This is a genomic window from Pseudoalteromonas sp. 4NS20-0020 (assembly GCF_057554385.1).
The window spans coordinates 104,920-126,563 of record NZ_BAAJMI010000007.1; the positions used below are offsets into that span (position 1 = coordinate 104,920).

At 40.9% G+C, this 21,644-nt stretch carries 20 protein-coding genes; 16 read left to right on the plus strand and 4 right to left on the minus strand.

The window, feature by feature from the left end; translation table 11 throughout:
• Positions 1-105: 105 nt before the first annotated feature.
• The gene (gene rne, locus AC27JL_RS17055) at positions 106-3,228 is read right to left on the minus strand and encodes a ribonuclease E (RefSeq protein ID WP_487196144.1); all 3,123 of its coding nucleotides are present in this window, start codon (positions 3,226-3,228) and stop codon (positions 106-108) included.
• Between the two features lie 778 nt (positions 3,229-4,006).
• Here rne and rluC point away from each other — a divergent pair.
• Complete coding sequence (gene rluC, locus AC27JL_RS17060; RefSeq protein ID WP_006792311.1) at positions 4,007-4,969, plus strand: 23S rRNA pseudouridine(955/2504/2580) synthase RluC; 963 nt, start codon at positions 4,007-4,009, stop codon at positions 4,967-4,969.
• A gap of 3 nt (positions 4,970-4,972) precedes the next feature.
• Positions 4,973-5,623: an HAD-IA family hydrolase gene (locus AC27JL_RS17065; protein WP_487196145.1), complete on the plus strand. Its 651-nt coding sequence runs from the start codon at positions 4,973-4,975 to the stop codon at positions 5,621-5,623.
• Between the two features lie 15 nt (positions 5,624-5,638).
• Here the strand turns inward: AC27JL_RS17065 and AC27JL_RS17070 are convergent, their stop codons facing one another.
• Entirely contained in the window at positions 5,639-6,235 is a 597-nt protein-coding gene (locus AC27JL_RS17070; RefSeq protein WP_487196146.1) for a Maf family protein, read from the minus strand.
• A gap of 131 nt (positions 6,236-6,366) precedes the next feature.
• On the opposite strand from AC27JL_RS17070, the gene yceD reads away from it, so the two are divergent.
• From yceD to AC27JL_RS17140, 14 genes are all read left to right on the plus strand, one after another.
• Positions 6,367-6,891 carry a 23S rRNA accumulation protein YceD gene (yceD, locus tag AC27JL_RS17075; RefSeq protein ID WP_008126337.1) on the plus strand — a complete coding sequence of 175 codons (525 nt, stop codon included), beginning with the start codon at positions 6,367-6,369 and terminating at the stop codon, positions 6,889-6,891.
• A 10-nt stretch (positions 6,892-6,901) separates the two neighbouring features.
• On the plus strand, positions 6,902-7,072 hold the full coding sequence (gene rpmF / locus AC27JL_RS17080) for a 50S ribosomal protein L32 (protein ID WP_004587686.1): 171 nt from the start codon (positions 6,902-6,904) through the stop codon (positions 7,070-7,072).
• Between the two features lie 12 nt (positions 7,073-7,084).
• Positions 7,085-8,125, plus strand: a complete 1,041-nt coding sequence (gene plsX / locus AC27JL_RS17085; RefSeq protein ID WP_010557311.1) for a phosphate acyltransferase PlsX — start codon at positions 7,085-7,087, stop codon at positions 8,123-8,125.
• A gap of 53 nt (positions 8,126-8,178) precedes the next feature.
• Entirely contained in the window at positions 8,179-9,105 is a 927-nt protein-coding gene (gene fabD, locus AC27JL_RS17090) for an ACP S-malonyltransferase (protein ID WP_010557312.1), read from the plus strand.
• 10 nt (positions 9,106-9,115) lie between these two features.
• A complete protein-coding gene (gene fabG / locus AC27JL_RS17095; protein ID WP_006792305.1) occupies positions 9,116-9,862 on the plus strand; it encodes a 3-oxoacyl-ACP reductase FabG in 747 nt (248 codons plus the stop codon).
• A 249-nt stretch (positions 9,863-10,111) separates the two neighbouring features.
• Positions 10,112-10,348: an acyl carrier protein gene (gene acpP, locus AC27JL_RS17100; RefSeq protein ID WP_006792304.1), complete on the plus strand. Its 237-nt coding sequence runs from the start codon at positions 10,112-10,114 to the stop codon at positions 10,346-10,348.
• 276 nt (positions 10,349-10,624) lie between these two features.
• Positions 10,625-11,863, plus strand: a complete 1,239-nt coding sequence (gene fabF / locus AC27JL_RS17105; protein WP_006792303.1) for a beta-ketoacyl-ACP synthase II — start codon at positions 10,625-10,627, stop codon at positions 11,861-11,863.
• A gap of 59 nt (positions 11,864-11,922) precedes the next feature.
• On the plus strand, positions 11,923-12,741 hold the full coding sequence (gene pabC / locus AC27JL_RS17110; RefSeq protein ID WP_487196147.1) for an aminodeoxychorismate lyase: 819 nt from the start codon (positions 11,923-11,925) through the stop codon (positions 12,739-12,741).
• Positions 12,741-13,727, plus strand: coding sequence for an endolytic transglycosylase MltG (gene mltG / locus AC27JL_RS17115; protein ID WP_487196148.1), 987 nt, complete (start codon positions 12,741-12,743; stop codon positions 13,725-13,727). The genes pabC and mltG overlap by 1 nt, the downstream gene beginning before the upstream one ends.
• A gap of 7 nt (positions 13,728-13,734) precedes the next feature.
• Complete coding sequence (tmk, locus tag AC27JL_RS17120; RefSeq protein ID WP_039037938.1) at positions 13,735-14,361, plus strand: dTMP kinase; 627 nt, start codon at positions 13,735-13,737, stop codon at positions 14,359-14,361.
• Between the two features lies 1 nt (position 14,362).
• Positions 14,363-15,277, plus strand: a complete 915-nt coding sequence (locus AC27JL_RS17125; protein ID WP_487196149.1) for a DNA polymerase III subunit — start codon at positions 14,363-14,365, stop codon at positions 15,275-15,277.
• 11 nt (positions 15,278-15,288) lie between these two features.
• Complete coding sequence (locus tag AC27JL_RS17130) at positions 15,289-15,615, plus strand: PilZ domain-containing protein (RefSeq protein ID WP_006792298.1); 327 nt, start codon at positions 15,289-15,291, stop codon at positions 15,613-15,615.
• Positions 15,616-15,633: 18 nt separating this feature from the next.
• A complete protein-coding gene (locus AC27JL_RS17135; protein WP_058429078.1) occupies positions 15,634-16,413 on the plus strand; it encodes a TatD family hydrolase in 780 nt (259 codons plus the stop codon).
• Positions 16,414-16,417: 4 nt separating this feature from the next.
• Positions 16,418-18,277 carry an alkaline phosphatase D family protein gene (locus AC27JL_RS17140; protein WP_487196150.1) on the plus strand — a complete coding sequence of 620 codons (1,860 nt, stop codon included), beginning with the start codon at positions 16,418-16,420 and terminating at the stop codon, positions 18,275-18,277.
• Positions 18,278-18,630: 353 nt separating this feature from the next.
• Here the strand turns inward: AC27JL_RS17140 and AC27JL_RS17145 are convergent, their stop codons facing one another.
• Complete coding sequence (locus AC27JL_RS17145) at positions 18,631-19,002, minus strand: GxxExxY protein (protein ID WP_487196151.1); 372 nt, start codon at positions 19,000-19,002, stop codon at positions 18,631-18,633.
• A 1,095-nt stretch (positions 19,003-20,097) separates the two neighbouring features.
• The gene (locus AC27JL_RS17150) at positions 20,098-21,408 is read right to left on the minus strand and encodes an O-antigen ligase family protein (RefSeq protein ID WP_487196152.1); all 1,311 of its coding nucleotides are present in this window, start codon (positions 21,406-21,408) and stop codon (positions 20,098-20,100) included.
• Positions 21,409-21,644: the final 236 nt, after the last annotated feature.

The following is a 21,644-nucleotide window of genomic DNA, read 5'->3' on the forward strand; positions in this document are numbered from 1 at the left end:
AGCTTCTTGTTACTGTATTTTGTGCTAAGTAAAAGCATCACCCATTTAAAACAAAAAAGCCCCGCTATTTAAAAATAGCGAGGCTTTTAAATTAAGCGTTATTTACTAATCAGCGCTTAACGTTTTTGTCATCGCAGAACTTGCACGACCAGCAGGTTTAATTGAACCCGGGCGTAAACCACTATCAGGGATAAGTTCACGTTTATCGTGAGCCATAGCCACTGGTACATGTTTTACTTCACTATCTGCTGCTGGAGCAGGTTGTGCCATTGGTGCACTTGCGTGTCCTTTAGTGATCACTGTTTTAGAATTTAAAGTTGCCTCAGCCGCTTTTTCAACTACTGGTGCTTCTTTAGCTTCTACAGGCGTCTCTGTAGTCTCAACCGGTACCACTTCAGCTTCTAAAGCTGGTTCGTCAGCTTTAACTGATTCTTCAGCTTTCACTGATTCTTCAGCTTTAACTGGCTCTTCAGCTTGCACTGGTTCTTCAGTTTGTACTGGTTCTTCAGTTTGCACTGGCTCTTCAGTTTGCACTGGTTCTTCAGCTTTAACTGGTTCTTCAGTTTGCACTGTTTCTTCAGCTTTTACTGGCTCTTCAGTTTGAACTGGTTCTTCAGCTTTAACTGGTTCTTCAGTTTGAACTGGTTCTTCAGCTTTTACTTGCTCTTGAGCAACTTCAACTTTAGCTAAATCTTCAACAGCAACTGCTTGTTCAACCTGTTCAGAAGCGTCAACAGCCTGTTCTTCCGATTTTGCTTTAAGTTCTGCTTCGTACTCTGCAGCAGCTTGGTCAGCAACCGGTACGAAAGCAGGCGCTTCATCAGATTTAGTTTCAGCACTTTCACCTTCAGGGCGGCGGCGACGCTGACCTGATGCACGAAGATGGCGAGGAGAACGACGCGAACGTGTACGCGTTTGCTCTTCTTCAGTTGCTACAGTTTCATCTTTCGACTCAACAGTCTCTACTTTTTCTTCTTTTACAGGTGTAGGCTTTTCAGCGGCTACTGGCTTTTCTTGAGCTTCAGGCTTTGCTTGAACCTGCGGCTTTTCTTCTACTGCAGCTGTTTCAACAGAAGTTTGTTCAGTTGCTTGTAGTTGCTCAGCGTTTTCGTCTTGAATACGTACTTTCTTACGAACGTTACGACGTTGACGACGAACCTTAGGCTTATGCTCTTTAGGTGTTTCTTCAGCATTCGTATCAGCATTTGCTTTTGCAGGCGCATCTGCTGCTTTAGCTTGATCTTTATCTGCTTTGTGCTCAGGGCGCTTACGAGAGTTAGAATTACGACGACGCTTGTTGCGGTTTTCGTTCTTTTCTTGGTTCTCGTTTGCTACCGGTGAATTAGTTTTTGTTTCTACTTCATCAGTATTGCGTTCTGTGCGCTGTTTAGAGCGTGGGTTATTGCGACGACGTTGATTGTTATTACGACGACGATTATCGTTTCCACGACGTTTATTATTACGTGCTTCTTCTTGCTGCTTTTCAACGGCTTCTTTTTTCTGCTCAGGTGTTTCGCTAGCAAAAATAGATTTAAACCAGTTAGCAACTGCAGTAAATAATCCCGCTTCTTCTTTAGCGGCTACCGCTGCAGGTTTAGCTGCTGGAGCCGGCGCTGCTTGTGGAGCAGGGCTTGAAGGCATAACAACACCTTTTAGCATAGGCTCTTCACGAACAGGTGCTGCAGGCGATTTTGACATTTCAAACGCTTCTGGTTCAGGCGCAACAACTTGCTCGTAACTTACTGTTTCAAGTGTTTCGTCTTTACGTAAGCGCATTACTTCGTAGTGTGGTGTTTCCATGTGTTGATTAGGAATAATCACTACATCACACTTGTGATGCTTTTCAATACGGTGAACACTACGGCGTTGTTCGTTTAACAAGTAGGCGGCAACAGCAACAGGTACTTGTGCATTTACTTGAGAAGTGTTGTCTTTAATTGCTTCTTCTTCAATTAAACGAAGGATAGACAGAGCAATAGACTCGTTAGAACGAACCGTACCTTGGCCACTACAACGAGGACACACACCTTGGCTTGCTTCACCTAATGAAGGGCGTAGGCGCTGACGCGACATTTCAAGTAAACCAAAGCGAGAAATTTTACCAATTTGTACACGAGCACGATCTGGGCGCGCAGCGTCTTTTAAGCGGTTTTCTACTTCACGCTGGTGACGTGGCGGTGTCATATCGATGAAATCTATAACAATCAAACCACCTAAGTCGCGTAAACGTAATTGGCGTGCAATTTCGTCAGCTGCTTCAAGGTTAGTATTAAGTGCTGTTTCTTCAATATCGCCGCCTTTTGTTGCTTTAGACGAGTTGATATCGATAGACGTAAGTGCTTCAGTAGGGTCAATAACAATTGAACCGCCTGATGGTAAACGCACTTCACGTTGGAACGCAGACTCAATTTGGCTTTCAATTTGGTAATGTGTAAATAACGGTGTGTCGCCTTGATAAAGCTTAACGCGGCTCATAAAGTCAGGACGAAAACGCTCAATATGCGCTTTAGCTTCTTCAAAAACACGTGGCTTATCAATTAAAATTTCGCCAATATCACGACGTAAGTAATCACGAATCGCACGGAAAATTACGTTGCTTTCTTGGTGGATTAAAAACGGCGCTTTAGCACTGTCGGCAGCTTGTCTAATAGCTTCCCAGTGAACTAATAACGCTTTTAAATCGTAATTTAATTCTTCAAACGATTTACCAACACCCGCAGTACGCACAATTAAGCCCATACCTTTAGGTAGTTCTAAACGGCTGAGTGCTTCTTTAAGTTCAGTACGCTCATCACCTTCAATACGGCGAGAAATACCGCCAGCACGAGGGTTATTAGGCATAAGTACTAAGTAACTACCAGCAACACTAATAAAAGTTGTTAACGCTGCGCCTTTTTGGCCACGTTCTTCTTTATCAACTTGAATTATTACTTCTTGGCCTTCTTTGATCACGTCACGAATATTCGGACGACCATTAAAGGTGTAACCAGCAGGGAAGTAAGTGCGGGCAATTTCTTTTAAAGGAAGGAAACCATGACGATCAGCACCGTAATCAACAAATGCTGCTTCTAAAGATGGTTCAATGCGTGTGATTTTGCCTTTATAAATATTGGCTTTTTTCTGTTCGTGACCTGGGCTTTCTATATCTAAATCATATAGGCGCTGGCCATCAACCAGTGCTACGCGCATTTCTTCTTGCTGCGTTGCATTGATTAGCATACGTTTCATATTGTTACTCTATTAAATTATGTCGCTGACATGACGATGTTTTCTCGCCTGTTCAGTTGTTCCTATTTTTAGAATGTGCAGCCTCACGACTGGGTCTTTAACGGAACGGCTCTGTATTTTCGTAAGCAGTATTTTTTAAATGCTGGCAAACAATAGCGTACTAAACGCTATTAAATTCTTAATGGTGTTAAAACTTTCGGCTTTTCAGCTACGTCTACAAGTTTTACCCAGAAGTCGGCCTGTCATATCAATCTTATTAAATGTCATTCATATTAGGCGCGTAGGGCTCATTAAGTGGGTGAGCAATACAGTGTGATGTATCGCTAAATCCTGGTTTAAGAGCAAAATTCGCTGCCGATGTTAATGAATACTTATTTATTAGATTTTTTTAGTTCTAAATAAGCTGCTTTACGGTACTACAATAATTGAGCAGTTGCTGAACGGCGCTTTTTACGCCGTCACTATCAGACAAATTATCTGTTCATTGCTTTTTCAATCGCATTAAAAACCACTTCATGTTCAAACTTAACCTGCAATATATTACGCGCATTGCTGTTAGTTGACCGCACGTGTTTACTAGGTATGTATAAAAGCTTTGGAAAACTTAACTCGGATCTGTATGATCGGCTACCCAGAATGTGCATCACGAATGTTTTAATGTGTTAAGTTAAAAAGCACCGTTGTTATTTGCAAATACTAAATATTTGCGCTGCTGATTATCCCACTATTATAACAGTGTTAGCAACTAAATTATTTTACTTAAATCAGTGATTAGGCAATGTCAGAAAAAACCGGCTTACAAGTATCTTTTGTCACAATCAACGAAGACCATTTAGGTCAGCGAATTGATAACTTTCTTATTACCCATTTAAAAGGGGTGCCTAAAAGCGCAATCTACAAAATTCTTCGTAAAGGCGAGGTGCGTGTAAATAAAAAACGTATTAAGCCAGTATATAAATTACAGTTAGACGACATCATTCGTATCCCACCTATAAAAGTGGCAGAGCGCGAAGAGTTTGTGCCTTCAAAACTAGATAAAGTAACGCGCCTTGAAGACGATATTTTATTTGAAGACAAATACCTTATTGTTATAAATAAACCGTCGGGCATGGCAGTTCATGGCGGCAGTGGTTTAAGTTATGGCTTAATAGAAGCGCTGCGCGTACTTCGCCCTGAAGAGCGTAACCTTGAGCTAGTACACAGGCTTGACCGCGATACATCGGGGTGTTTACTTATTTCAAAACGCCGCTCAGTTTTAACATCGTTACACGAGCAACTTCGTGAAAAAACCATGGAAAAAAACTATTGGGCGTTAGTTGATGGCCAGTGGGATGGTAAAACTAAAAACGTAACCGAAGGCCTGCGCAAAAATACACTTAAATCGGGCGAGCGCGTTGTACGTGTTGACAACGTTGAAGGCAAACCGTCGCATACTCGTTTTAAAGTACTAGAGCGTTTTAACGAATGTTCACTTGTACAAGCGTCGCCAGTAACAGGGCGAACACACCAAATTCGTGTGCACACCCAATGCAAAGGGCATCCAATTGCATGCGACGATAAATACGGTGACCAAGCGTTTGACGCAGGAATGCGCAAAGTAGGTTTAAATCGCTTATTTTTACACGCGCACGATTTAAGTTTTTATCACCCTAAAAACGAAACCACTATGCGTGTAGAAGCACCCCTTGATAAAGCCCTTAGCAATTGCTTATTAAAGTTACGCGCAGCTAAAGAGTCTTAATGTATGGCCAGTAATCAATACAAATTAGTTATTTTTGATTGGGACGGCACCATCATGGACTCAATTGGCAAAATAGTTAACTGTATTAAATGCAGTGCACAATCTTTAAATATTGCACCGCCAAGCGACACCGCAATAAAAAATATTATTGGGCTGTCGCTTGAAAAGGCAATGGAGGTGCTATTCCCCAGTCACCCAACAAAGCAAACCGCACTAATTAATGCATACAAGGCACATTATAAAGTTGACCCAACACCTACACCTGTATTTGATGATGTAGCAAACGTACTCAATGCCCTTAAACAAAGCGGGGCAGTACTTGCTATTGCAACAGGTAAAGGAAGAGACGGTTTAGAACGCTTATTAGATCAAAGCCAGCTGAGGCATTTTTTTAGTGCCACCCGCACAAGTGACGACGCACAGTCTAAACCCTCACCCGATATGCTTTTTCAATTATTAGCGGAGCTTGGCGTAAGTGCCAACGAAGCTGTAATGATAGGTGATACACAAATTGATATGGCAATGGGTAAGGCAGCAAACATGGACAGAATAGGCGTTACTATGGGTGTACACAATGCACAGCAATTAAGTGAGTATGACCCAATTGCAACAGTCGATAGCTACCAACAGTTGCAACAGGTTTTAATAGGCTAACACTTAAAGCAAGCGTTATTTGGTTTGAAGGCTCAATACATCAACATTAAACTCAGCTAATAATTGGCTGAGTTTAATGAGTGGCAATCCAATTAAACTATTGGGATCGTCACCGCTTAGTTTTTCAAATAAACAAATGCCGAGTCCTTCACTTTTAAAGCTACCAGCACAATTATAAGGCTGTTCTGCATCGCAGTAAGCGCTAATTTGTGCTGTAGTGAGTGTTTTAAAAGTCACATTAAATGGTTCAACAAGGCTTTTACTTTGCCCACTTTGAATATCAAAAACACATAATCCGGTTAAAAAAGTAACTGTTTGGCCACTAAACAGGCTCAATTGCTTTACGGCGTTTTCTTTAGTGTGCGGCTTACCTAAAATTTGGTCATTAAACACAGCCACTTGATCAGAGCCAATAACTAAACCTTCGTTAAAATGTTTAGTAGCTTCAGTAGCTTTAAGTTCACTTAAACGCTTAACTAACTCATTGGGTGTTTCGTTTTCAAGTGCTGATTCGTCAACATCGGGTGAAAAGGCTTTAAACGGTAAATTAAATTTTTGTAATAAAGACTGCCTAAAAGGCGAGCTTGAGGCTAAAATAAGCAAGTGCTTCATGAATGGTTTTCCTAAGATAAATCAGATTGAGTTAGGATAAATCAGATCCGTAAGTAAAACACGTGAAAAACCTAGTAAAAATGGTTTTTTACTTTGACTAACAAACTAACTATCTATATGATGCAGCCCCTATGCAAAAGGTAAAAATTCCCTTCACTCTTCATCCTGGGAAAGCAGCGCAACACCGTTTATCATACGATGGTATTGTACCGCTTGAAAAACTGACTCGTTTACGAGGTGTTGTACAGGAAGAAGTAGGTGAAATAGCGGTAAAAATTCAGTGCAAAAACGATGAGCAAGGTTTAGTTGTGATTAGCGGCAATTTGTCCACACACGTTACTGTAACTTGTCAACGTTGTAATGATGATTTAGGGTTGGATTTGGATCAAGACTTTATGTATTCGCCAATTGGTTTGGATGCTGAGTCGGATGATCTTCCAGAAGACTACGATGAAGTAGCGCTTGATGAAAACGGTGAAATTAACGTGTTTGAGTTAATCGAAGACGAATTAATTTTAGCGGTGCCATTAGTGCCTACACACAACGAAGCTTCGTGCAATTACTCTTCAAAGCCTGCCAGCTTTGGTGTGTTAAAAGCGGAAGATGATAAACCAAATCCATTTGATATTTTGAAACAACTTAAGAAAGATTCTTAGGAGAAGACTAATGGCTGTACAAAAAAGCAAAAAGTCTCGTGCAAGACGCGGCATGCGCCGTTCACACGATGCGATCAACGGTCCAACTTTAACAGTTGACCAAACTTCAGGTGAGACTCATCGTCGTCACCATGTAACTGCTGACGGTTACTACAAAGGCGTTCAAGTAATTTCTAACTAAGAGATTGCTTTGATGCTGAATAATCTAACCATAGCGTTAGATATGATGGGGGGCGATTACGGCCCCCGTTCATCTATTCCTGCTGCTGTTAGTGCAGTAAACGCTCACGCCAACCTTACACTTATACTGTGTGGTAACGAGCAAGTTATATCTAAAGAACTCGAATCCCTCGACTCTTTATCTCACCCAAGACTCATAATTCGTCATTGCAGTGAAATAGTCACTAATGCCTGTGAACCTGCTGTTGCTGTTCGTTCAAAAAAAGATTCTTCAATGCGCGTTGCCCTTGATTTAGTTAAATCAGGCGAGGCTCAAGCATGCGTAAGTTCAGGTAATACTGGCGCGTTATTTTTTATGGCGCATTACGTATTAAAAATGTTGCCTGGTGTAAAACGTCCCGCACTTATTTCATCTGTACCAACAGAGCGTAAAAATCCAGTGTATTTACTCGACTTAGGCGCAAACGTACATTGTGATAGCGAAATACTCTACCAATTTGGCCTAATGGGCTCAGTGGTTGCAGGCCAAGCACTTGGTTGTGATAACCCGCGCGTAAGTTTGTTAAACATTGGTGCCGAAGACATAAAAGGCCACGACGACATAAAACACGCTGCGCAATTAATGCAGCAAAGCCCACATATAAATTATATTGGTTACAGTGAAGGTAGCGATATTTTTACAGGTAAGGCCGACGTTATCGTATGCGAAGGGTTTGTTGGCAACGTTGCCCTTAAAACCTGTGAAGGCATAGCCAAACTTATCATGAATAAGTTCTCAAAAGCCCTCGAAAAACACCTTATATATAAATGTATGGCGTTTATCCTTAGCCCAATCATAAAAAAACTCTATAAAAGGGTGAACCCCGACCAGTATAACGGTGCTTCTCTGGTAGGATTGCGCGGTATTGTCGTTAAAAGCCATGGAAACGCCTCAGCTAAGGCATTTCAAGCAGCAATCGATGAAGCGGTAAAAGAAGTTGAACGCCAACTTCCCACTAAAATAGCCGCTATTTTCGAAAAAACACATTCTAAAGACACGGTGGCCAATCAGTAAATTGATGTGCCGTGTATTTCATTATTTATTTGTTTAATTAAAAAGAGCAAAGTATGGCACAAAAAATTGCACTTCTATTCCCAGGTCAAGGTTCGCAAAGCGTAGGTATGTTACAAGCGCTTTTAGAAACCTCCGACATTGTAAAATCAACGTTTGCAGAAGCATCAACCGCATTGGGATACGACTTAGCAGCGTTAGTTCTTAACGGTCCAGAAGAAAAACTAAACGAAACCCACCGAACTCAACCTGCATTATTAACCGCAAGCGTTGCGATTTATCGCGACTGGTTAGCTAAAAATCCAGACGCCGATGTTGTCATGGCAGGGCACAGCTTAGGTGAATATTCAGCACTGGTATGCAGTAACGTAATTAGTTTAAGCGAAGCTGTAAAATTAGTAGAAAACCGTGGCTTGTACATGCAAGAAGCCGTACCAGCAGGTGTGGGATCGATGGCGGCTATTATTGGTTTAGGCGACGACGAAATTAAAGCGGCGTGTGCAGCATCAGCGCAAGGCGAAGTTGTATCGCCTGTTAACTACAATTCACCAGGTCAAGTAGTAATAGCCGGGCATAAAGCGGCGGTAGATAGAGCCTCAGTAGCCTGTAAAGAAGCGGGCGCAAAACGCGCATTACCGCTATCGGTTAGTGTGCCTTCGCACTGTGAACTGATGAAGCCGGCAGCAGAAAAACTGGCGAATGATTTAGCTGCTTTAACATTTAATACACCTAAGTGTGATGTAATTAATAATGTAGATGTAAAAGCAGAAAGTTCAGCTGACGCGATTAAAGATGCACTTGTACGCCAATTATACAGCCCAGTACGCTGGACAGAAACCGTGCAAGCATTAGTAGCGCAAGGCGTAACGCAAAGCTACGAATTTGGTCCGGGTAAAGTATTAACAGGCCTGGCAAAACGAATTGATAAAGCAATGGTATGTGGTTCAGTAAACGACGCCGCTTCAATTGATACAGCTAAATAAGAGTAAAAAAATGTCTAACTTATTTTCTTTAGAGGGCAAAGTTGTCCTAATTACAGGCGCAAGCCGTGGTATTGGTAAAGCAATTGCAACTATGCTGGTTGCACAAGGCGCAAAAGTCGCTGGTACAGCAACAAGCGAGTCGGGTGCGGCTAACATTAGTGACTATTTAGGTGATAACGGTAAAGGTTATGCATTAAACGTCACCGATCCTGCTTCAATTGAGGCTACTTTGGCTGCAATTAAAGCCGACTTAGGCGATATTGACGTACTAGTAAATAACGCAGGTATCACGCGCGACAATTTACTTATGCGAATGAAAGAAGCCGAGTGGGACGATATTATCGACACCAACCTAAGCTCTATTTTCCGCTTATCTAAGGCAGTGTTACGCCCAATGATGAAGAAAAAGAACGGCCGTATTATCAATATTGGTTCGGTAGTAGGCACTATGGGTAATGCAGGGCAAGCTAACTATGCTGCGGCTAAAGCGGGTGTTATTGGTTTTTCTAAATCATTAGCACGCGAAGTTGCCTCACGCGGGATTACAGTGAACGTAATTGCACCGGGTTTTATCCAAACAGATATGACCAACGAGCTAACCGATGACCAAAAAGCAGCTACTTTAGCTAATGTGCCAGCAGGCCGTTTAGGTCAACCTGACGAAATTGCAGCTGCAGTGTGTTATTTAGCATCTGACGCTGCTGCGTATGTATCAGGCGAAACTTTGCATGTAAATGGCGCGATGTATATGGTTTAATAACCATATAGCCATTACAAAAGTAAAATTAAGTTGGCATGATTCACTAAAAAACATTGAATTATTTGTGAACTTGCTTTAAACATACTTGAAATTGCTATTAAAATAAGCGATAACAGGGAAAACACACACTCAGAGGTTTGACCAGACAATTATTTACGGTCAGATCATTGAATCAGAGAATTATGCGGCGTAAACTACCCCGCAATCTGAAAATAACGCATTGGCGTTTTAATAAAGGAAAGAAGAATGAGCGATATCCAAGAACGCGTAAAAAAAATTATCATTGAACAACTAGGTGTTAAAGAAGAAGAAGTTAAAAACGAATCTTCTTTCGTAGATGACCTAGGTGCAGATTCTCTTGATACTGTAGAACTAGTAATGGCTCTTGAAGAAGAGTTTGACACTGAGATCCCAGACGAAGAAGCTGAAAAGATCACTACAGTTCAAAGCGCAATCGATTACGTAACAGCTCACGCTGAGTAATCAATTGTATATTAAAGGCAGCATTCGCTGCCTTTAATCTATGTATCCAAACCACCTCAAAGTTCATGATTCAAAAATCAAACCTTAACTCCCCAAATTTAACTAACATTAATTTTGTTTGCGTTATGTGTTGTCAAACAAGTTTGAGACTCGCACTTTGAGGTTGCTTGGGTATGATGATCCCCTTGTGAATCTAATTGGATTAAAAAACCATTTAAAAATTAAGATGGTTAAAATTTTAATAAAATTATAAATATCCCTAATTGGAGGCAAACCGTGGCTAAACGTCGTGTCGTCGTAACTGGCTTAGGAATGTTGACGCCGCTAGGCAATGATGTTCAATCAACCTGGCAAGGCTTATTAGATGCTAAAAGTGGTATACAAACAATAACACACTTTGACACATCAAAATTTGGAACAAAGTTCGCTGGTTTAATCAACGACTTTGATGCATCGGCTTATATGCCACCAAAAGATGCAAAAAAAATGGATTTATTTATCCAATATGGTTTAGCAGCGGGTGTTCAAGCCTTTAAAGATTCAGGCCTAGAAATCACAGAAGAAAACGCAACGCGCATTGGTGTTGCTGTTGGTTCTGGTATTGGCGGCCTAACGCTAATTGAAGAAAACCACGTTAAGTTACTTAACAGTGGCCCACGTAAGCTATCTCCATTTTATGTGCCTTCTACCATTATTAATATGATCTCGGGTCATTTATCAATAATGTACGGACTACGTGGCCCTAACATTTCAATTGTAACTGCGTGTACGACAGGTTTACATAACATTGGCCATGCAGCACGTATGATTGCCTACGGCGATGCCGACGCTATGGTTGCTGGCGGTGCCGAAAAAGCCTGTACACCAATTGGTATGGGTGGCTTTAACGCAGCACGCGCATTATCAACACGTAACGACGACCCACAAGCAGCGTCGCGCCCGTGGGATAAAGACCGTGACGGTTTTGTACTGTCTGACGGTGCTGGTGTTGTAGTTGTTGAAGAATACGAACACGCAAAAGCACGTGGCGCAAACATTTATGCCGAGCTAGTTGGTTTTGGTATGAGTGGCGATGCATTCCACATGACATCCCCTCCAGAAGACGGCGCAGGCGCAGCCCTTGCAATGGAAAACGCATTAAAAGATGCGCAAGTAAATGCAGAGCAAGTAGGCTACATAAACGCCCACGGTACGTCGACCAACGCTGGCGATAAAGCCGAAACTGCCGCAGTTAAATCTATTTTTGGCAATGCAGCAAAAGACGTAATGGTTGGCTCGTCTAAATCGATGATGGGTCACTTACTGGGTGCAGCGGGCTCAGTTGAATCAATCGTGTCGATATTGTCGCTAAAAGATCAAAAAGTGTCGCCTACTATCAACCTTGATAACCCAGATGAAGGCTGTGACCTAGATTACATTGCGCATACAGCACGCGATGCAAAACTAGATTACTCACTGTGTAACTCATTTGGCTTTGGTGGTACTAATGGCTCGTTGCTATTTAAAAAGGTATAATCTTTTTTAACAACGAACCACTTTATAAGAGCTCAGTTGTTTAACTGGGCTTTTTTTATATGCAAAAAATAATAAACAATACGCAAACAATCATAAATGCCAGCCAATCAAACGCCGTTAGCATAACCGACAGAGGCTTAAACTATGGCGATGGTTTTTTTACAACAGCAAAAATTGTAAATGGGCAAGTTGAATATTGGCACCACCACAAAGCTCGCTTAGCTGAATGTGCCGAGCGATTAGCCTTTCCTGAACTCGACTTTAGCCCTTTAGAGCAACACATACACAATCAAGTAAAACAAAAGCAAACGGGCGTGTTAAAAATACTCGTAACACGCGGTGAAGGCGGGCGTGGTTATAACTTACCAAGCGAATGTCATTTAACAATTATAGTAAGCGTGCTTGAATACCCTGCAAACTACAATGCCCTTGCAGAGCAGGGGGTTAGCCTTGAAATAAGCCCTATTAAATTAGCGGCGCAGCCTTTACTTGCGGGGCTAAAAACCCTAAATAGGTTAGAGCAAGTACTCATTAAAAAAGCCATGCAAACGCAAAATTGCGACGACGTACTTGTGCTCGACTACAACAACCAGGTAATTGAAGCCTCAGCAGCTAATATATTTGCCATTAAACACGGTAAAGTATTTACACCAAAGCTCAATGAATGCGGTATAAAGGGCGTTTATCTGCAAGCGTTATGTGATAAATTAACGGTTGAGTTTAAACACATTACAGTAAACGATTTAACCATGGCCGATGCTGTATTTGTATGCAACAGCTTAATGCATGCAGTACCTGTTAATCGCATAGAGCAACAGTGCTTTAATGTAGCGCACAGCAACGCATTGCTAACTAATTTATTAGCCAAGGAGGCTTAGTGTTAAAAGTTATTTTATCAGTCGCTTTTTTAGCGATTATTAGCACAGCTATTGGCTATCAGCAGTTGCAGGCAACCCTACAAAGCCCGCTAAATATAAGCGAAAGCACGCAATTTGAGGTAAAAAAGGGCACCGGTTTTAATAAATTATGCCAGCAATGGCAAGCAAAAAACTGGGTTGAAAGCTGTTGGCGTTACCAAGTTATTGCAAAGCTCGACCCCACATTAACCGATTTAAAAGCCGGGCTTTACGAGCTTTCAAATACCAGTGTTATTAATAACATAAAAAAAATAAACCAAGGTCAACAAATCAGCTTTAGCTTTACGATTATTGAAGGCCAAGCGCTGCGCGATGTATTAGCAAATATTAAAAATGCGCCTAATTTAAATAACGATCTAAAGTTAGACGAGTTAGGTAAGCAAATTATAAATGAAGATACATTGTTAGAAGGCTGGTTATTTCCAGATACTTATCACTACCAGCATAACGATACCGCAAGCAGTGTATTAAAACGCGCCGCACAAACCATGCAACAAACACTAAGCGATGCATGGGAAAAACGCGCTAACAATTTACCTTACAACACCGCGTACGAGGCACTAATAATGGCCTCAATTATTGAAAAAGAAACCGCAGTAGCCAGCGAGCGCCCGTTAATTGCTTCGGTTTTTGTCAATCGGTTAAACACAAAAATGCGCCTTCAAACCGATCCAACCGTAATATATGGCCTGGGTGAAAACTTTGACGGCGATATTAAATACAAAGATTTACGCAATCATACGCCATACAATACCTACCGTATTGATGGATTACCGCCAACGCCAATAGCTATGCCATCAAAAGAAGCTATTTTAGCTGCGGTAAACCCGCCACAAAGCGACTATGTTTACTTTGTAGCAAAAGGCGATGGCAGCCACCAATTTTCTACCACGTTAAAACAACATAACGCGGCAGTTAAAACCTATATTTTAAATAAAAAGAATTAACGTGTTTATGAAACCAAAATTTATAGTAGTAGAAGGCTTAGAAGGCGCGGGCAAATCAACCGCTATTTCACTTTGCCAAGACTTTTTAAACAAAAAACAAATAGAATACATTAACGTACGCGAACCTGGCGGCACGCCATTGGCCGAGTCGTTACGCACCTTAGTAAAAGCCGAACACGAAGAAGAAATAGCCTTCGAAACCGAGCTGCTTATTATGTACGCCGCACGTTCGCAGCTAATGCATAACGTAATAAACCCTGCGCTTGAGCAAGGTAAATGGATATTAGCTGACCGTCACGACTTATCGTCGCAGGCGTATCAAGGCGGCGGGCGCGGCATTAGCTCAAATACACTAGCGTCGTTATCGTCTATGGTATTAAAAGGCCTAAAGCCCGACTTAACCATTTACCTCGACATAGACCCAGTAATTGGCCTTGAACGTGCTAAAGGGCGAGGTGAACTTGATCGAATAGAGCAAGAAGCCATTGAGTTTTTTCAGCGTACACGCATGCGCTACCTAGAGCTTGCAAGCGACGATAACTCAATTAAAACCGTAGATGCCAATCAAGAAATTGATAAAGTGCATCGCGATATCACAAATGTATTACGTACTTTTTTTGAAGAGCTAAAATAACATGTCTCTACCTTGGCTATATGAAACACAGCAACACTTAGCACAAAGCTTTCGTGGTCAGCGTTTTCATCATGCCCAATTGTTTTGTGGGCCTGTGGGTGTAGGTAAGTTTGCCTTAAGTGACGAACTAGCCAATGCCTTGTTATGCCAAAATATTACCCAGCAAACAGCCGCACCAAACAGTATTTTAGCGCCATGTGGGCAATGTAAAAGTTGCTCGCTTAACCTTGCGGGTACGCACCCCGACAAGCGCATAACCCAGGTAGACGGCCAAAGCATTGGCGTAGACGACATACGCGCCATTAGCGATTTTATGAACTACTCAGCGGCGCAAAATGGCAACAAAGTAGGGGTAATAGAAAACTGCGAAAAAATGACCATGGCAGCGGCTAACGCCTTGTTAAAAACGCTTGAAGAGCCAAGCAATAGCCGGTTTTTAATATTAACTACAAGCCAGCCCGCACAACTGCCAGCCACGATTTTGAGCCGATGCGCTAAAACCGACATTAAAGTAACAAGTACACAACTAGCGCAGCAATGGCTTGAGTCGTTACAAATACAAAATTACCCTTGGCTACCGCTTTTTTATAGCCAGCCATTACAAGTAAAACTGTGGCAAGAGCAAAACCAGCTACAAAATATAGATACCCTCTATAAGTTTGCAACTGAGTTTAAACAAAGCCATAATTTCAAAGCGTTAGTCGATATAATAAATAAACAACCGGAGCTGGTTCGTATATTTACTTTGTTTTTAAGCGAGCAATTAAAACAGCAATTATTACAAGGCATGAGCTTTGAAGCGTATCAAGAAGCGCAACAAGCACTCAGCGAATTTTTGCAAAATAATACAAAAATTCTCGGCCTTAATTTACCGCTCGCTGTATCGCGATTAGCGTACATTTTACGTAATAAATAAAAGGATTAACCATGCAAGAGCTATTAGTAGATATAGACGACCTAGACGAATTATATCGCTGTTACATGCCTTACTTAAAAAAAGGCGGCTTATTTGTGCGCACTAACATGCGTTACGAAGTAGGGCACTCGCTGGCGTTACGTGTAACCCTTCCCGACGCACTAGAAGATGACATAGTCACTGGCAAGGTTGCGTGGATCACCCCGCAGGGCGCACAAAGCTCAAACCCGCCAGGGATTGGTATTAGCTTTTTAGACGACAAAACAAACCTAAACGCCAAGATCGAAAAACTACTGGGGACTATGTTAAACTCCGGTAATCCAACTTACACCATGTAGTAAAAAACAGGCCCAATTTTGATTGTAGATTCGCATTGCCATTTAGACCGTCTTGATTTTGATAAACTCGATTTAAACTTAGACCAAGTGCTAGACCAAGCACGCGCCAAACAGGTTGAACACTTTTTATGTGTAAGCGTTACGCTTGACCAATTCCCAAGTATGCTTGATAAAATTAAGCACTACGACGATGTATCGGCATCGTGTGGCGTGCATCCGCTCGATCAAAAAGACGCGCTTAACAAACAGCAATTAATTGATTTAGCGTCACACAATAAAGTAGTTGCCATAGGCGAAACAGGCCTAGATTACTACTACGCAAAAGACACGCATGCTGTGCAGCAAGCAAGTTTTGTAGGCCATATTGATGTGGCAAACGAACTACAAAAGCCGCTAATTATTCATACACGCGACGCCCGTGCCGACACCATAAACCTAATGCGCGAGCACAATGCCGAAAACTGTGGCGGCGTACTGCATTGTTTTACAGAAGACTGGGACATGGCTAAAAAAGCCATAGATATGGGCTTTTATATTTCTATTTCAGGCATTGTAACGTTTAAAAATGCAGTAGAGCTTAAAGACGTGGTAAAGCAAATCCCACTCGACCGACTACTAATAGAAACCGATTCACCGTATTTAGCACCCGTACCGCACCGTGGGCAAACTAATCAGCCTGCTTACGTGCAAGATGTTGCGTATTACATTAGTGAGTTAAAAGGCATTAGCTTTAACGAGCTAGCTAAAGCCACCACTGATAACTTTTACTCGCTATTTAAATTAGCAGCTAAAGGCTAATAATATGACGACTCCCGCGGCGCAACTTCCTATGTTAATTATGGGGCCAATGGTGCGCCGCGCTGAGCAGACAGGCGTGTGCATAGTATTTGCAACGTCAACCCCCGCACAGTGCCAAATTAATATACTCAAGACGCAAAGTACTAGCGAGCAACAAACCATTACACTAGGAGAACGCCTTTATTTACACTTTGTAGTTGTAAAACCGGCAAGTACACCTTTTGCGCTCGACACTTTACTAGCGTATCAATTAATAATAAATGGCAATGAGGTTGACCTATCAGCTTGGGCTTACAGCAACCAAGCAACTCCAGCATTTGTTATACCCAATAAACTAAACAGCATATTACATGGCTCGTGCCGAAACGCGCATCACCCCGCAAAAGATAGCCTAGTCACCTCAAGCCAATGGCAAAACACTCAACGCAGCCAAAATACACCCGGCGCACAATTATTGCTGTTAAGCGGCGACCAAGTTTACGCCGACGATGTAGCAGGGCCTATGTTGTTGGTTATTCATCAGCTTATTGAAAAACTAGGTATTTATAAAGAACAACCCATGGCGTTGCCTCTGCCTAACAAAATTGATGAACAGCTATACAACAGGCACCATTTTTTACCCAAAACACCGTGGCAAAAGCGCTCAAAACTGGGTGTGGGTTATTGGCTTAAAAAAGACGAGCCGCATTTTTCAAGCGTAAAAGCATTTAACCACCTCATTCACTTTGAAGAATTTATAGCGCTTTATTTACTTAATTTAAGCGCCGCTGCATGGCAATGTGTTGATTTACAAAGCGCGCAATACACCGGGCAAAACCCAGAGCATCAACGTATTTTTAATGCCGAAAAATCGGCGTTACTTGGCTATGCTAAAGGGCTGAATGAAGTAGAAAAGTTATTTGCTAATGTGTCTACGTTAATGATGTTTGACGATCACGACGTAACCGACGATTGGAACCTCACCGCAGGGTGGGAGCAAGCCATAAACCAAAACCCAAGCAGTAAACGTATAATTAATAATGGGCTTATAAGTTACTGGCTGTTTCAAGGTATGGGTAACGATGCACTAGTAAAAACAAGCACGCTAATACCGCCATTTAAACAAAGCTTAAGCGCTAACAACCAATGGCAATTTAAAGCGTTTGATAAACCCCTAAACGAATTTAACCATTGGCATTACGAGTTAACTACAATACCTAAAGTTGTGGTGCTCGACACCCGCACACACCGCTGGCGTAACGAAAGTAATTTTAACGAGCCATCAGGCCTGCTCGATTGGGAGCGCCTTACAGAGCTTGAAGAAAGCCTACTTAGTCACGATAAAGTAATTATAGTATCGCCCGCGCCGGTATTTGGTGTTAAATCAATAGAAGCCATTCAAGCGGCTTTTAATATATGCGGCCAGCCATTGATGGTGGATGTAGAAAACTGGATGGCCCACGAAGGCTCGGCTAAAAAACTACTCGACACCTTTAGACGTACCGACACCCCAAACGAAACCCTTATTTTATCGGGCGATGTACATTACTCGTTTTGTTTTTCGGTGCAAAAGCGCTTTGGCGATCATCCAAACAGAATATGGCAGCTCACCGCAAGCGGGATAAAAAACGAATTCCCGCGTAAGTTAATAAACGTACTAGATAAACTAGACTCTATTTTATACGGCCCCAAAAGCCCGCTTAACTTTTTCACCAAACGCTGGCACATGGAAGTAGACAAACACCAAACCCTAGGCGAAGGCCAAAAGTATTTAGTAAGCGACTCCGCAATAAGCCTAATAACGTTAGATAACGGCGACTTATCCCGCTATCAACTTATCCACGGCGACGGCCACACCACCGAATTCGACCTAGAACACAAATAAAGCCCGGCATTGGTTTGATAGAATGAAGCCCTTCTAAAAGGGAGGGGTTGGTATTTTCTTGTAGGCGTCTTGCTTGCTGGCGCGTTATTTATAGATATGTAAAAGCGTTGCTTTTAAACGCCAGCAAGCTGCGCGTCTACGGGTAAGGTTTGGCATTTACTTGTAGACGTAGAGCTTGCTCACGTTAGAAGCGCAGCTTCTTGTAAAAGATCATTTGCACAAAGAGAAGAAAATGAGGAGTAAATGAGAAGACAATAAAACAGTAATTAGAATCTACTTACTTAATCACTAGCTCACTTCTCTAAAGCGGACGACTCTTAGCCTCATTGTAAAAATAAATAAAAAACAATAATTTATAAATTAAATCGCTTTATACCATCAGTGAGTTTTATAGTGTTAAAGTTTATTAGAAGCCCAGCCCCAATGTTTGCAAGCTTCATATAGGTTATTAATTGTGCTGAATGAATTGGTAGTAGCTTGTCTACTGATTTGAGTTCAATGATTAAATTATCGGGGAGTAGAATATCTAATCTATAGCCAGCATTTATATAAGTGTCTTTATAGTAAACAGGCATATCAACTTGGCTCTTGGGCGTGAAACCTAATTTATTCAACTCATAAATCAAGCAAGCTTCATAAGTTGATTCAAGCAAACCAGGGCCTAAAGTTTTATGTACTTCTATTGCACAGCCAATTACAGCATGTGTTAAGTCATCAGTTTTCATATATATCCTTATAAAACTTCAGATTCATTAAGTTAAAAATAAAGCTTAGACAAAATAGTACTCAATTGCACAAAATGAAAAACAAGATCAATACAGCATTTTATAAATTTAGTATTTTAATTACCTTTCTAAAGCGGAGCGCCTCTTAACCTCTTTGTGAAAAATTAACTAAATCTATTTGCACAAAGAGAAGAAAATGAGGAGTAAATGAGAAGACCATAAAACAGTATTAGGGTCTACTTACTAAATCATTAGGTCACTTCTCTAAAGCGGAGCGCCTCTCAACCTCTTTGTGAAAAAATAACTAAACCCATTTGCACAAAGAGAAGAAAATGAGGAGTAAATGAGAAGAGCAAAAAACAGTATTAGGGTCTACTTACTAAATCATTAGGTCACTTCTCTAAAAGCGGAGCGTCTCTTAACCTCTTTGTGAAATATTAACTAAAATCATTTGCACAAAGAGAAGAAAAAGAGGAGTAAATGAGAAGACCATAAAACAGTATTAGGGTCTACTTACTAAATCATTAGGTCACTTCTCTAAAAGCGGAGCGTCTCTTAACCTCTTTGTGAAATATTAACTAAAATCTTTTGCACAAAGAGAAGAAAATGAGGAGTAAATGAGAAGACAATAAAACAGTAATTAGAATCTATTTACTTAATCACTAGCTCACTTCTCTAAAGCGGACGACTCTTAGCCTCTTTGTGAAAAAATAACTAAATCCATTTGCACAAAGAGAAGAATATGAGAAGACAATAAAACAGTATTAGGGTCTACTTACTTAATTACTAGATCACTTCTCTAAAGCGGAGCGTCTCTTAACCTCTTTGTGAAAAAATAACTAAAATCATTTGCACAAAGAAAAGAAAAAGAGGAGTAAATGAGAAGCCAAGGTCAATGCAGTGTTTTATAAATTTAGTGTTTTATTTACTTCTCTAAAAGCGGAGCGTCTCTTAATCTCTTTGTGAAAAAGTAACTAAAACTAACTGCACAAAGAGGAGTAAATGAGAATAGCCAAATACATCAAGTAATATTTACTTAGCTACTAGAAACGTAGAGTTGCTATGCATCTTAGTAAAAAATGCTACTAAAAATATCTATTTAAAACTGCGTACACGTTTAACAACTATTTTATTACTCAAAATCGCCAAACATAAAATAACCATAAACAGCATAGAGTTTGCACCAGCTTGGAGCGAATAATCTACCGATGAATGCAATAACATATCAATAATCGCAATGGCACAGCCAAAAGCCACCCCCTGAAACAACGCCGTTTTGCGCTTGCGCATAGTTGCAACACACAACCATAAACAATACAAAACCAATAAACCAAGCGCAGCTGTAGCAGGTATACCCAGCTCTACAGCAAATTGAATATAATCGTTATGGGCGTTATCGTAATAGCCCGAATACGGCTCCGACTGATATGCAGGGAACGCGGTATAAAACGTACCGCCGCCCGAGCCCAGTAAAGGCTTATCTAAAATAAGCGGTATGGAGTCGCGTACCACCTCGTCACGGGTTTCAGACGCAATACTTGTTTCGCTAATACGCTGCTTTACTTTTTCAACATCAAAAATAGCGCCAATAATTATTAAATCAATAATAAAAAAGCTCACTATTAATAACTTAAACGCCTTAGGTTTATTGTTATAAACAAACAGCGCCAAAAAGCTTACCACCATTAACGCAATAAAAAAGGCCGAGTTACCCATGCGGCTGCGGGTTAAAATAAGCGCCACAATTATAATTATTAACGAAATACGCAACACTATTTTAGAGCTTAAAAGTATTTCGGCCCAAGCTCTAAGAGTTTGTTTTAATGTGTTTTTACCTTTACCGTTATTGCGCTTTAACTCGCTTACCAATACACCTATACCTAAACATAAACACAGCGCCAAATAGTTAGCTAAAAAGTTAGAATACGTAAATGTACCAATAGCACGGTCGGTATGTTTATACCCAAAAATAGGGCTAACTAAATCGGGCGATAAATTTAAGTAACTGGCATACAGTGCCTGAAAAACTCCAGCACATATAACCGCATAAATTAGCTTTTTAATGCGCGCAGCACCGTTACAGTAAATAAAAATAAGCCAGCAAAATAAAATCATAAAGCTGGTTTTTAATAACATTTGTTTGGTTTGAAAAGGGTCAACGCTTACCGTAAACATTTGCACGGCGCACACAGTAACAACAACACCAAGTGCCGCAAATACAGGCCACGAAAACAAAGGAGGGTACAAAGATTGGTTATTATTTATAGCACTGTAAATTAAGTGCGTTATAAACGTAGCGCTTATTAAAAGGCCCATAGCAAGTATGGCCCAAGGTCGGTAACTGCCTAAAGGTAACGGGAGTAAAAATAAAATGCCACACAACAATACAAAAATTAAACGATTCACTAATTTCCCTATAAACGCTTGTTACTAATACTTAACCTAAAACTGATTTCTAAATACTACTATCTGTTTTTTAACTAACTTCTGAAAAATATCATCTAACCACTAATGTTTAACACATATTTACTTAACTGATATCTGTCTTCTAGCAACTCAAAACTTGTATGTTTCGCATTATTGCATATTTGTATAGTACACATAACAAAAAACGCAGCCAATTGGCTGCGTTTTAATAAAAT